Source organism: Streptomyces sp. NPDC048297 (genome assembly GCF_043201585.1).
Lineage (GTDB): Bacteria > Actinomycetota > Actinomycetes > Streptomycetales > Streptomycetaceae > Streptomyces.
Genome location: NZ_JBICZA010000004.1, coordinates 120,169 through 132,295, shown reverse-complemented (window position 1 = coordinate 132,295; position 12,127 = coordinate 120,169). Strand labels below are relative to the sequence as shown.

Annotated in this window: 12 protein-coding genes and 1 pseudogene; 10 read left to right on the top strand and 3 right to left on the bottom strand. The window is 70.4% G+C overall.

All coding sequences use genetic code 11. The features are described from left to right. Positions 1–30: 30 nt before the first annotated feature. On the bottom strand, positions 31–315 hold the full coding sequence (locus tag ACGFYV_RS05800; RefSeq protein ID WP_393877101.1) for a DUF6355 family natural product biosynthesis protein: 285 nt from the start codon (positions 313–315) through the stop codon (positions 31–33). Positions 316–771: 456 nt separating this feature from the next. Here ACGFYV_RS05800 and ACGFYV_RS05795 point away from each other — a divergent pair. After that, positions 772–942 (top strand): annotated as a pseudogene (locus ACGFYV_RS05795) (aminoglycoside phosphotransferase family protein); the annotation flags it as partial. Between the two features lie 83 nt (positions 943–1,025). Here ACGFYV_RS05795 and ACGFYV_RS05790 read toward each other — a convergent pair. Continuing rightward, a complete protein-coding gene (locus ACGFYV_RS05790) occupies positions 1,026–1,526 on the bottom strand; it encodes a transglycosylase SLT domain-containing protein (protein WP_393877100.1) in 501 nt (166 codons plus the stop codon). Positions 1,527–1,922: 396 nt separating this feature from the next. Next, complete coding sequence (locus tag ACGFYV_RS05785) at positions 1,923–2,945, bottom strand: LacI family DNA-binding transcriptional regulator (protein ID WP_393877099.1); 1,023 nt, start codon at positions 2,943–2,945, stop codon at positions 1,923–1,925. Between the two features lie 235 nt (positions 2,946–3,180). Here ACGFYV_RS05785 and ACGFYV_RS05780 point away from each other — a divergent pair, with 235 nt between their 5' ends. Genes ACGFYV_RS05780 through ACGFYV_RS05740 form a run of 9 tightly spaced genes read left to right on the top strand, consistent with a single transcriptional unit; the run spans position 3,181 to position 12,119 of the window. Beyond that, a complete protein-coding gene (locus ACGFYV_RS05780) occupies positions 3,181–4,437 on the top strand; it encodes an amino acid ABC transporter substrate-binding protein (RefSeq protein ID WP_393877098.1) in 1,257 nt (418 codons plus the stop codon). Between the two features lie 6 nt (positions 4,438–4,443). Then, positions 4,444–5,319, top strand: a complete 876-nt coding sequence (locus ACGFYV_RS05775; RefSeq protein ID WP_393877097.1) for a branched-chain amino acid ABC transporter permease — start codon at positions 4,444–4,446, stop codon at positions 5,317–5,319. Then, complete coding sequence (locus tag ACGFYV_RS05770) at positions 5,316–6,338, top strand: branched-chain amino acid ABC transporter permease (RefSeq protein WP_393877096.1); 1,023 nt, start codon at positions 5,316–5,318, stop codon at positions 6,336–6,338. Before ACGFYV_RS05775 ends, ACGFYV_RS05770 begins: the two co-directional genes overlap by 4 nt. Beyond that, positions 6,335–7,066 carry an ABC transporter ATP-binding protein gene (locus tag ACGFYV_RS05765; RefSeq protein ID WP_393877095.1) on the top strand — a complete coding sequence of 244 codons (732 nt, stop codon included), beginning with the start codon at positions 6,335–6,337 and terminating at the stop codon, positions 7,064–7,066. The genes ACGFYV_RS05770 and ACGFYV_RS05765 overlap by 4 nt, the downstream gene beginning before the upstream one ends. Continuing rightward, the gene (locus tag ACGFYV_RS05760) at positions 7,066–7,872 is read left to right on the top strand and encodes an ABC transporter ATP-binding protein (protein WP_393877094.1); all 807 of its coding nucleotides are present in this window, start codon (positions 7,066–7,068) and stop codon (positions 7,870–7,872) included. Before ACGFYV_RS05765 ends, ACGFYV_RS05760 begins: the two co-directional genes overlap by 1 nt. Before the next feature lie 3 nt (positions 7,873–7,875). After that, entirely contained in the window at positions 7,876–8,817 is a 942-nt protein-coding gene (locus tag ACGFYV_RS05755) for an NAD(P)-dependent oxidoreductase (protein WP_393877093.1), read from the top strand. Positions 8,818–8,869: 52 nt separating this feature from the next. Next, a complete protein-coding gene (locus ACGFYV_RS05750) occupies positions 8,870–10,114 on the top strand; it encodes a M24 family metallopeptidase (protein ID WP_393877092.1) in 1,245 nt (414 codons plus the stop codon). A gap of 26 nt (positions 10,115–10,140) precedes the next feature. Then, positions 10,141–11,154: a thiamine pyrophosphate-dependent dehydrogenase E1 component subunit alpha gene (locus ACGFYV_RS05745; RefSeq protein WP_393877091.1), complete on the top strand. Its 1,014-nt coding sequence runs from the start codon at positions 10,141–10,143 to the stop codon at positions 11,152–11,154. Next, complete coding sequence (locus tag ACGFYV_RS05740; RefSeq protein WP_393877090.1) at positions 11,142–12,119, top strand: alpha-ketoacid dehydrogenase subunit beta; 978 nt, start codon at positions 11,142–11,144, stop codon at positions 12,117–12,119. The genes ACGFYV_RS05745 and ACGFYV_RS05740 overlap by 13 nt, the downstream gene beginning before the upstream one ends. Positions 12,120–12,127 lie beyond the last annotated feature (8 nt).

Here is a 12,127-nt window from a genome sequence, read left to right as displayed (position 1 = left end):
CCTCCAGGGTGATCAGGCTCGTCCCCGGTTTCAGCAGGTGCGGCCCGTGTAGTAGGCACCCTGGATCTTGGAGGCGGAACCGAGCCAGTGCCTGCCCGGGTTCACGCACGCCTCGTAGTCGGGCCCCGAGGCCACCTCGACCTTGATGACCACGTTCGAGCCGTCCGAGGTGCAGTGGTTGTAGAACGCGTCCGAGCCGGTCTTGTAGAAGCCGCACGGTTCGGCGGCGGCCGGGGCCGCGGCGGCGGCGCCGCAGAAGGTGAGCGCGAGGGCGACGGAACCGAGGGTGCTGGTCAGCAGACGACGGACACGCACGACGAGCTCCTTGTGAGGAGAGAGGTGAAGGGAGGCGCTGCCGGGACGGGACGCGGGGTCCTCGGCCGGGAGCGCACTCATGATCACCGATCGCTGAGCCCCGATCCGCTGACCGGCTCGTGATCTCACCCGGCGAATCGTTCCCCCGTTACGCCATCCAGATCATCTCGGTGGACGCGAGCTTGAGGCTGCGGTAGAGCGACGCCTTGTCTCCAGCCACCTGCCACGCGGACCGGTACGAAAGCGAACGTTCACCGGAGTCGGCCCCCGGCGTTCACTAGGCTGCCGCCGTGACCAAAGGCGGGAGTACGGCGGTTGCCGAGGCCGACATGGACGACGAGGGCTGGTCCGGCACCCGCCGGTGGGTGCGACAGAACCTCCGTCCCGGGCACCGGGTCCATGGGGTGGTCAGGCTGCGAGGCGGCTGGACGTCCGAGATGCGCCGCCTCGATGTAGGACCCGTCCGACCACCTGTACTGGCGTCTCCTGGACGCGCTCGCCTTCGCGCCGGACGCGGAGAAGGTCGCCGGGCCGTGGCGGGAACTGGGGAGGGACGATCTGACGTCGTCCGTTCTCGCCCGTCGTCTGGAGGACTATCTCCAGGAGCTCTTCGACCGGTACGGCTGAGGCCGGCGGGTCGGCACCCGCTCGGTCGGCGCCGGCGGTTCAGGCCGGCCCGCCCGGTCGAAGACAACTGTCAGTACGCCCGATCAGTAGGCGGAGTTGACGTTGTCGATGGAACCGTAGCGGTGGGCGGCGTAGTTGGCCGCCGCGGTGATGTTGGCGACGGGGTCGGTGACGCTGTGGGCGGTGCCGGAGACGTGGTAGGCGTTGAAGGTGGGGTCGATCACCTGGAGCAGGCCCTTGGAGGGGATGCCGTTCTTCGCGTTGACGTCCCAGTTGTTCTGGGCGTTGGGGTTGCCGCTGGACTCGCGCATGATGTTGCGCTTGAGGCCGTCGTAGCTGCCCGGGATGCCCTTGGACTTCATGATGTCCAGGGACTGCTTGATCCAGCCGTCGAGGTTGTTCGCGTAGCCGTGGGCCTTGGGGGTGGTGCGGCTGTCGCTGGTGACGGCGGTGGACTTGGTGTGCACGGGCTCGGCGGCCTGCGCGGCGGTGGGCATCAGGGTGAGGGCGGCGGTGGCGGCGCCGGTGGTGGCGATGCCGGTGAGGGCGAGGGTGCGCAGGCGGGAGAAGCGGGTGCGGGTCATGGGTGTACTCCAGTGTGGGTCGTCGTCTTCGGCGCCGGCCGCGGTGCGGTGGCGTGTGGGCGGGGCCCGCGCTGGAGTCCGGTGCGGTGGGCCCATGTGGTTCGGCCCGGTTGCGTCGGTGGCTCCCAGCGACGTCAGCCATGTTGAGCAGCCGACGGGGCGCGGCGCAATGATGTGACGTACTACCCGACTACGGAGCAATGCCCGTTATCTGCCGTTCTGGGGTGTTTCTATGCTGTTCGGGGCGGTCTGGTTCTACGATGCGAGGTAGGACGTGACGTGCGTCCTGTGCGCGGGCTCACGCGTTCCGGGCCCCGAAGGCGCCCTGTGGATCTCTCGTCGGGAGGAGACGCACTCGGGGGAGGGGCCGGATGCGGGCGGGGCGCGGGCGTGCGGTCAGCTCTGCCGCGCGGGGCCCGTGGAGGCACGTACGACCAGGTCGCAGCCCAGCAGCAGTGACCGGGGCGGTCCCGGCCGCTCGATGCACTGCAGCAGCATGCGTGCCGCCTCGGCGCCGATCTGCTGCTGAGGCACGTGCACGGTCGTCAGCGGCGGGGTCATCCGGGTCAGGAACGGCATGTCGTTGAACCCGGTCACGGACATGTCCTCGGGGCAGCGCAGCCCCGACGCCGCCAGCGCGTCGAGCGCCCCGAGGGCCAGAAGGTCGTTCGCGGCGAACACGGCGGTCGGGCGGTCGGCGCCCCGGTACGTGGCCAGTACGTCGTCCATCGCCGCCGTACCCGCCGCCTCGCTGAAGGACGTGGCGTCGACGACGGGGGTGTGCCGGGGGTCCAGTCCGGCGTGAGCGCACGAGTCGAGGAAGGCGCGGCGCCGGACGAGTCCGGTCGACAGGTCCTGCGGGCCCGCGAGATGCGCGATGCGGCGGTGACCGAGCCCGGTGAGGTGCCGGACGACCGCGTCGACGCCGGCCGTCTCGTCCGCCGTGACCGACGGGACCCTCCGGTCGTCCAGGACCCGGTTGACGAGCACCATGGGTACGCCCTGTGCCGCCGCGTGTTCGAGCAGGGGGTGTGTGCGGCGCGCGGTCGCCACGACGAAGCCGTCGCACTGGCGCCCGCGCAGCTCGGCGAAGAGCCGGGCCTCCTTCTCCTCGTCGTTGTCCGTGCTGACCAGCAGCGCCGAGTACCCCTCGACGGCGAGCGCCTCCTCCACCCCTGTGACGATGGGCGGGAAGAGGGGGTTGGTCAGGTCGGGGATGAGGATCGCGACCATCCGCGAGCGCCGGGTGCGCAGGGCACGCGCGACCGAGTTCGGCTGGTAGCCCAGGCTTTCGGCCACGGCGAGGACCCGCTTGGCCGTCTCCGCCGACACCCGGTGGCGGGTGTCGGGATTCAGCGCTCTCGACGCCGTGCCGGGATGGACGCCGGCCGCTCGTGCCACGTCACTCAACCTCGTCACGCGCCCCACCGTATGCCGCGGAACGACGCGATGGCAATGGATTGCATCGAGGCGTGCCGGATGTCTTGACACCCCCTGGCGGCGCGCCTAATTTCACGGCAACCGATTGCGCAGCGGTGTGACGCAACCAACGCAAACCCCTGCCGCGCACCGCTGCATCGCCCTGAACGGCCATGAAATCCCCTCTTTTCGAGTGTAGGGACGGCTCGCCATGCAAGACAATCGATTGCCATTGATGGTCGGCAGACACCGGTGGCACCGCCATGGGGTCCGTGCGGCCCTGGCGGTCACGACCGCGGCGGCGCTGGCCGCCTGCGGACCCGCGACCGGGGGACCCACCCGGTCGGCGGGCGACGGCCCCGGCAAGGACACGCTGACCATCGGCGTCTCGCTCTCCCTGACAGGGGACTTCGCCGATCCGGGCAAGGCCGCCAAGCGCGGTTACGACCTGTGGGCGGCCGACGTCAACGCCCGGGGCGGCATCCTCGGGCGCAAGGTCTCCGTGAAGATCGTCGACGACACGTCCAACCCGAATCAGGTCACGACGAACTACACCAACCTCATCACCAAGGACAAGGTCGACCTGGTCGTCGGCCCGTACTCCAGCCTGCTGACCATCCCGGCCTCCCAGGTGGCCAAGCGCTACGGCTACGCCTTCCTCGAACCGGCCGGCGGCGGCCCGAAGGTGTTCGCCCAGCACCTGGACAACCTGTTCTTCGTCCAGCCCGCCGCCATCGTCAAGCAGGGCGACATCTTCGTCGACCACGTGCTCTCGCTGCCGGCCGCGAAACGCCCGAAGACCGCCGCGTACGCCTCACTCGACGACCCGTTCGCCGCGCCCCTCGCCGACAACGTGCGCAAGCGCCTGGAGGCGGCCGGCGTCAAGACCGTGTACGCCCAGACCTACCCCGACAACCTGACGGACCTGACCCCGGTGATCAGCAAGGTGGCGGAGGCCGAGCCCGACCTGCTCGTCGCCGGAACCCAGTCCGAGGACGCCTACGCCCAGGTCAAGGCGATGATCCAGCTGGGCTTCAACCCCCGCTGGATGTTCGTCTCCAACGGCGCCAACAACCCCGTGGAGTTCCCCGACAAGGTCGGCGCCGACAACACCGAGGGCATCTTCACCACCGGCGACTGGTACGCCGGATCCAAGCAGGCAGGCGCTCCCGAGTTCGTCAAGGCCTACCTCGCCAAGTACGGCGGCAAGGAGACGGACATCGACACCACCAGCGCCGAGGCGTACTCGGTCGGCGCGCTGTTCGAAGAGGTCGCGAAGAAGACCGGGAAGCTCGACAACGAGACCCTCATCTCCGCGCTGCACAAGGGCACGTGGAAGACACCGGTCGGCGATCTGTCCTGGGACGCCAACGGCGAACCGAAGGGGCACTACACCCTCGTCCAGTGGCAGAAGCACCGCCTGACACCGGTCTACCCGGCGAACGTGGCGGCCGCCGAGCCGGTCGACGTGAAACCTGCCTGGGGGAAGTGAGGAAACGTGCACACACTTGTCCAGGCGATCCTGCTCGGCATTCTCACCGGCGGTGTCTACGCCCTGATGGCCAGCGGCCAGACCCTCGTCTTCGGCATCATGCGGGTGATCAACCTCGCCCAGGGCGCGCTGGTGGTCCTCAGCGCCTACCTGTCGTACACCCTGTTCACCTGGGCCGGGATCGACCCGTTCCTCGGCATCCTGATCGTCACCCCCGTGATGTTCCTGCTCGGCGTCGCCGTCCAGTGGGTGTTTCTCCGCCCGCTCGGCACCGGCGGGGGCGAACTCAGTCTGCTCGTCATGTTCGCCGTCGCCCTGGCCGTCGAAGGCGTGCTCGCGTCGGTCTACAAGACGACCTTCCGCTCCATCAACACCGGTTACCGCGACACCGCCTGGCAGGTGGGCGACTACCGGCTGCCGGTGACCAGGCTGGCCGCCTTCGCGCTCTCCCTCGCCGTCCTGGGCGGGCTGTGGCTGCTGCTGCACCGCACCCGCTTCGGTGCCTCGGTGCGGGCCACCGTCCAGAACCCGACCGCGGCCCGGCTGCTCGGCGTCAACCCCGAACGCGTCTCCGCGCTCGGCTTCGGCCTGGGCACGGCGACCGCGGGAGCCGCCGGCGCGGTGTTCGGCCTCGTCTACCCCTTCAACTCGAGCAGCCACTACGACCTCATCGCCCGCCTCCTCGCGATCGTCGTGCTCGGCGGACTCGGCAGCCTCGGCGGAGCCGTCGTGGCCGGGGTGCTCATGGGCGTCGCCGAGGCGGTCGTGGCCGCGACCTGGTCACCGTCGTGGGCCGGATTCACCTTCTTCACGGCGCTGCTCCTCGTCCTGCTGCTGCGCCCGCAGGGACTGTTCGGGACCCGGCTGCGGGGGGCGCTGTGACCTCCACCCTCTCCGCGACACCCGTGACGGCCGCACCACCCTCCGGGCTCGTACGTCATCGCAGGCTGTGGCGCATCGCGGTGCCCGTCGTCGTCTTCGCGGTGCTGCTGGCCGCGCCCTGGACCGTCGGCGAGCCGTGGATCGTCAACCTGCTGATCTTCACGCTCATGTACGCCACGATGGCCAGCGCCTGGAACCTGGTGGGCGGCCTCGCCGGCTATCCCTCGCTCGGCCACGCGGCGTTCTTCGGGATCGGCGCCTACGGCGAGGCGATCTGGTTCCACCACCATCCGCCCGTCTCCGGCTGGGAGCCCTTCCTCGCGCTGCCCGTCGTGGCGGCGGGCACCGCACTGGTGGGGCTGCCGGTGGCCTGGGTCGCCATGCGCACCCGGGCCGCGACCTTCGCGATCGTCACGATCACCCTGGTCTTCGTCGTCCAGACGCTCGCGTTCAACGCCCGCTCCCTCACCGGGGGCGCGCAGGGCATCGGGATCGGCCCGGCCCCGTTCAGCGCCGCCTACTTCGCCTTCCCCTTCTACTACGTGCTGGTCGCCCTGCTCGCCGTCGCCGTCGCCGTGACCGCCCTCGTCATGAGGTCCCGGCTCGGCCTGGTCCTGGCGACCGTCCGCGACGACGAGGACAAGGCGCGCGGCATCGGAGCCCCCACGGCGGTCGCCAAGCTCGCGGCGTTCGCGCTGTCGGTCGGCCTCACCGGCGCGGTCGGCGCGGTGTGGGCGTACTACGTGTCCTTCGTCTACCCGCCCTTCGCGGTGGACCCGCTGGTCACCATCGGCATGGTGCTCATGGTGTACCTGGGCGGTCGGGGGACGCTGTGGGGGCCCGTGCTCGGTGCGTTCCTCGTCGTGCCGGTGCAGCAGTACCTCGCCTACCGGCTCGGCGCCAACTCGCTGCACCTGGTGGGATACGCGGGCCTGTTCCTCGTCGTGATGCTCGTCCTGCCCCGCGGCATCCTGCCCTCGCTCGCGGAACGGCTCGGGAAGCGGGTGACCCGGCGATGACGGCACTCCTCGAAGTACGCGGACTGACCAAGTCCTTCGGCGGCGTGCGGGCGGTGGACGACTGCTCGTTCGACGTCGAGGAAGGCTCGGTGACCGCGCTCATCGGACCCAACGGGTCGGGAAAGACGACCGCGTTCAACATGATCACCGGGTATCTGGCCGCCGACTCCGGGTCGTTGCGGTTCGGGGGCACCACCTACCGGCGGCCCGACCCGGCGGTGCTCTACCGGCGCGGACTCACCCGCACGTTCCAGCAGGCCCGGATCTTCGGCTCGCTCAGCGTCCGGGAGAACCTGATCGCCGCGGCCGGCCACCGCTGGTCCGCCCTGCTCGCCCCGCGCGCCGCCAAGGCCGACCGGGCCCGCGCCGACGAACTCCTGGACGACTTCGGGCTGTCCCCCAAGGCCGACCTGAACGCGTCCGAACTCTCCTACGGACAGCGCAAGTTGTGCGAATTCGCCGCCGTGCTCATGGCGGACCCACGGCTGGTGCTGCTCGACGAACCCACCGCGGGAGTCAACCCCGTGATGATCGAGACGATGGAGCGCCATGTGCGCACCCGGCGCGAGCAGGGAGTGACCTTCCTGATCGTCGAGCACGACATGCCGCTGGTGATGCGGCTGTGCGACCCGGTCGTCGTCCTCGACCGCGGCCGGCCCATCGCGGCCGGGGTCCCGGCCGACATCCAGGCCGACCCCCGGGTGCTCGACGCCTACCTGGGGGAATGATGACCGACACCACATCCGCACCCGCCGGGGCGCTGCTCACCCTCGACGCCGTCACCGCCGGATACGGCGCGGGCCTGATCCTGCGGGGCGTCGACCTCACCGTCGCCGCCGGACAGGTCACCTGCCTCATCGGGCCCAACGGCTCCGGCAAGTCCACGACCCTGAAGACGATCTCGGGACTGCTGAAACCGGCCTCCGGCACCGTCACCTTCCAGGGCGAGGACATCTCCCGGCTCAGCGCCCGCGAACGGCTCCTGCGCGGCATCGTCCACGTACCGCAGGACCGCAGCCTCTTCCCGGCGATGACCGTGCGGGAGAACGTCGAGATGGGCGGCTACGTGCTGCGCGACCGGCGCCTGATCGCCGAGCGCTGGGAGCAGATCGCCACCTCCTTCCCGATGGTCGCCGACCGGGCGGGCGCCCACGCCGGCTCCCTGTCCGGCGGCGAGCAGAAGACCGTCGAGATCGCCCGGACCCTGATGCTCGACCCCGTCCTCATCCTCCTGGACGAACCTTCCATCGGGCTCGACCCCAAGTCCCGTACCGCCGTCTTCCGCAGCGTCGCGGACCTCGCGGCGTCCGGACGCTCCGTCCTCCTGGTGGAGCAGAACGCCCGTTCCGGCCTGGCCGTCTCGCACACCGGCGTCGTCCTCGAAGGCGGCCGGGTCGCCCTGACCGGCAGCGGCGCCGACCTGCTCTCCGACCCGGAGGTCGGCCGGCTCTACCTCGGCGCCGGAGCCCGGCCCACCCCACCCCTCGCCTCCACCCTCCCGTCGCCCGCGGGCGACCCCACCCGACAGGACTGACTCATGACCGACACCCCGCAGCGTCCCACCATCGGCTGGGCCGGCACCGGCCGCATGGGCTACGCCATGGTCGTCCGCCTCCTGCGCGCGGGCCACGACGTCACCGTCTACAACCGCACCCGCAGCAAGTGCGAGCCGCTCACCGAACTGGGCGCGACGATCGTGGACACCGCCGCCGAACTCGCCGACCGCGACATCGTGTTCACGATGGTCAGCGCCAGCAAGGACTTCGCCGAGGTCACCCTCGGCGAGCAGGGCATCCTGCGCCAGGCCGCCAAGCCCCGCGTCCTCGTCGACTGCTCCACCGTCTCCGCGGACGTCTCGGCCCAGGTACGGCAGGAGGCGGAGCAGGTCGGCACCGCACTGCTCGTGGCCCCCGTCTCCGGCAACGCCAAGGTCGTCAAGGCCGGCCGCCTCTCCATGGTCGCCTCCGGCCCCCGCGAGGTCTTCGACGAGGCCGAACCCCTGCTCACCGCCATCGCCGCCTCGGTCACCTACGCCGGGCAGAACGACGTGGCCCGCCTGGTGAAGCTCGCCCACAACATCTTCCTCGGTGTCGTCACCCAGTCGATGGCCGAGATCACCGTTCTGGCCGAGAAGGGAGGCGTGAGCCGGGCCGCGTTCCTGGACTTCCTCAACGGCTCCGTCCTCGGCTCGGTCTTCACCCGCTACAAGACGCCCGCCTTCGTGAACCTCGACTTCACGCCGACGTTCACGCCCCAACTGCTGCGCAAGGACTTCGACCTCGGCCTCGCCGCCGCCCGGGACCTGGAGGTCCCGATGCCGGTCGCCGCGCTGACCCACCACATCGTCCAGCAGTCCGTCGGCCGCGGCCACGACGACACCGACTTCGCCGTCCTGCTCACGGAGACCGCCCACGCGGCCGGCCTGAACCTCGTGGCCGAGGACGCGGACGTCACCGACGGCCTCAGCGCGGCCTCGTGAACCGCCGCCGCACCGGCCAGGAGAAGACCCTCACACCGACGAGGAGGACAGGGTGACCCCCACCGCGCTTTTGGCCGCCCCCGGGCACACGGCCGTCGACTTCGAGACGCGCGTCGACTTCGACCGACTGCGCTCCTACCGGCTCTCCCGCGCCCGCGCCGCCCTCGACGCCTCGGAGCTGGGCGCCGTCCTGCTCTTCGACGTCAACAACATCCGCTACGTCAGCGGCACGATGATCGGCGAATGGTCGCGGGACAAGATGACCCGCTACGCGCTGCTGACCCGCGACCACGAGCCGATGGTCTGGGACTTCGGCTCCGCCGCCCGCCACCACCAGCTGTACGCGCCCTGGCTGCTCCCCGAGAACTGCCGCGCCGGAATGCTGGGCCTGCGCGGCGCGGTCGCCCCCGAGGTCGGACTGATGCGGAGCGCGGTCGCCGAACTCAAGGGCATCCTCGCCGACCACGGCCTCGCCGGCGCGCCCATCGGCATCGACATCGCCGAACCGCCGTTCCTCTTCGAGATGCAGGCCGCCGGGCTCACCGTCGCCGACGCCCAGCAGGTCATGCTGGACGCCCGCGCCGTCAAGAACCCCGACGAGATCATGCTGCTCTCGCAGTCCGCGGCGATGGTCGACGGCGCCTACCAGCAGATCTCCGAAGCCCTCAAGCCCGGCGTGCGCGAGAACGACATCGTCGCGCTCGCCAACAAGTACCTCTACGAGCAGGGTTCGGACGACGTCGAGGCCATCAACGCCGTGTCCGGGGAGCGCTGCAACCCGCATCCGCACAACTTCACCGACCGGCTCATCCGCCCCGGCGACACCTGCTTCTTCGACATCATCCAGTCCTACCAGGGCTACCGCACCTGCTACTACCGCACCCTGAACGTCGGCTCCTCCACCCCGGCGCAGCGCGACGCCTACACCAGGGCCCGTGAGTGGATCGACGCCGCGATCGCCCTGGTGAAACCCGGCCAGACCACCGACGTCATCGCCAAGGCCTGGCCGAAGGCGACCGAGTTCGGGTTCGAGACCGAAATGGACTGCTTCGGCCTGCAGTTCGGCCACGGCCTGGGGCTGGGCCTGCACGAGCGGCCCATCATCAGCCGCCTCAACTCCCTCGAACACCCCGCGGAGATCCAGGAAGGCATGGTCTTCGCGCTGGAGACGTACTGCCCGGCCTCGGACGGCTACTCCGCCGCGCGCATCGAGGAGGAGGTCGTGGTCACCGCCGACGGCGCCCGCGTCCTCACGCTCTTCCCCGCGCAGGAACTGTTCGTCGCCAACCCCTACTAGACCCACCGGAAAGGAGGTACGGGATCGTGACCACCACACACACCGAGCCCGCCGCGCCCGCCGTCGACGAGCCCACGCGTCTGGCACTGTACGGACACATGGTGCGGATGCGCGGCATGGAGAAGCGCGCCTACGACCTGTTCCTGCAGAACCTCGTCAAGGGCACCAGCCACCTGTCCCTCGGCCAGGAGGCCATCGCCGCCGGCTTCGGCGTGGCGATGCGCCCCGACGACTACACCTTCGCCACCTACCGCGGCCACGCCCACACCCTCGCCCGCGGTGTGCCGATGACCGGCGTCCTCGCCGAACTGATGGGCCGCGCCAACGGCCTGATGGCCGGCAAGGGCGGCAGCATGCACCTGACGTCCGTCGAGCACGGGATGATGGGCTCGTACGCCATCATCGGCGCCCACCTGCCGATCGCCACCGGAGCCGCCTGGTCGGCCCAGTACCGGGGCAGCGGCCAGGTCGCCGTCTGCTTCTTCGGCGACGGCACGACGAACATCGGCGCCTTCCACGAGGCGCTGAACCTGGCGGCCGTGTGGAAACTGCCCGTCGTCTTCGTGTGCGAGAACAACCTGTACATGGAGTACACGCCGATCGGCTCGGTGACCGCCGTACCGAACCCGGCCGCCGACCGCGCCGCCGCGTACGGCCTGGAGCCGGTCACCATCGACGGCAACGACCCCGACGCCGTGTACGCGGCCGCCCAGACCGCACTCCATCGGGCGCGCAGCGGCGAGGGCCCCTCCCTGATCGAGGCCAAGACCTACCGGCACGGCGGCCACTCCCGGGCCGATCCCGCCAAGTACCGCCCCACGGCGGAGGTCGAGCAGTGGCTGAAGCGCGACCCGGTCCCCGCCTACCGGCAGCGGCTCCTCGGCCTCGGTGTGGCCGAGTCCGTCCTCGCCGGGATCGAGACCGAGTCGGCCCGCCTGGTGGACGAGGCGACCGAACAGGCGAAGGCGGGACAGCAGCCGGGCGAGGACCTGGTGCTCAAGGACGTATGGGCTGACGGAGGTGCGACATGGCGCAACTGACCTACCGCGACGCGGTCGCCCGCGGCATCGCGCAGGAGATGCGGCGGGACGACTCGATCGTCTTCCTCGGCGAGGACATCGCCGCCGCCGGCGGGGTGTTCAAGACGACGGCCGGGCTGCTGGACGAGTTCGGCCCGACCCGGGTGCGTGACACCCCCATCTCCGAACAGGCCATCCTGGGCGCCGCGATGGGCGCCGCCATGACGGGCCTGCGGCCCATCGCGGAGATCATGTTCTCCGACTTCTTCGCGGTCTGCTGGGACATCGTCGTCAACCAGATCGCCAAGTCCCGGTACATGACCAACGGCCAGATGTCCTTCCCGCTGGTCATCAAGTCCGGCAACGGCGGCGGCCTGCGTTTCGGCGCGCAGCACTCCCAGGACATCGCCAACTGGGCGATGGCCGTGCCCGGCCTCAAGGTGGTCGTCCCCTCCAACCCCACCGACGTCGTCGGCCTGATGGCCGCGGCCGTACGCGACCCCGACCCCGTCATCTTCCTGGAGGCGAAGGGGCTTTACCCGACCAAGGCCGAGGTGCCCGACGGCGACATCGTCGACGAACTCGGCAGGGCGAAGGTGCTCCGGCACGGCAGTGACGTCACGCTGGTCGCCCTCGGTCTGATGGTGCCCCGCACCCTCGCCGCCGCCGAGCAGCTCAAGCAGCAGCACGGCATCGACGCCACCGTCATCGACCTGCGCAGTCTGGTCCCGCTCGACGTCAGCACCGTACTGGGCTCCCTGGAGCACACCGGCCGGCTGTTCACCGTCGAGGAGAACCCCCGGCTGTGCGGCTGGGGCGCGGAGCTGGTGTCGATCGTCGCGGAGGAGGGCTTCACCTCCCTGGACGGGCCGCTGGTGCGGATCACCACACCGCACGTGCCCCTGCCGGCCGCCGACGCCCTGGAGGACGCGACCCTGCCCAGCACCGCCCGCATCGTCGAGACCGTCGCCAAGAGCGTCGACTGACCGGCACC

What these genes read in the sequence shown, in the direction of transcription:
- ACGFYV_RS05740 (WP_393877090.1), top strand. Translation starts at nt 11,142, where the DNA reads ATGGCGCAACTGACCTACCGCGACGCGGTCGCCCGCGGCATCGCGCAG.
- ACGFYV_RS05780 (WP_393877098.1), top strand. Translation starts at nt 3,181, where the DNA reads ATGGTCGGCAGACACCGGTGGCACCGCCATGGGGTCCGTGCGGCCCTG.
- ACGFYV_RS05760 (WP_393877094.1), top strand. Translation starts at nt 7,066, where the DNA reads ATGACCGACACCACATCCGCACCCGCCGGGGCGCTGCTCACCCTCGAC.
- ACGFYV_RS05790 (WP_393877100.1), bottom strand. Translation starts at nt 1,526, where the DNA reads ATGACCCGCACCCGCTTCTCCCGCCTGCGCACCCTCGCCCTCACCGGC.
- ACGFYV_RS05765 (WP_393877095.1), top strand. Translation starts at nt 6,335, where the DNA reads ATGACGGCACTCCTCGAAGTACGCGGACTGACCAAGTCCTTCGGCGGC.
- ACGFYV_RS05755 (WP_393877093.1), top strand. Translation starts at nt 7,876, where the DNA reads ATGACCGACACCCCGCAGCGTCCCACCATCGGCTGGGCCGGCACCGGC.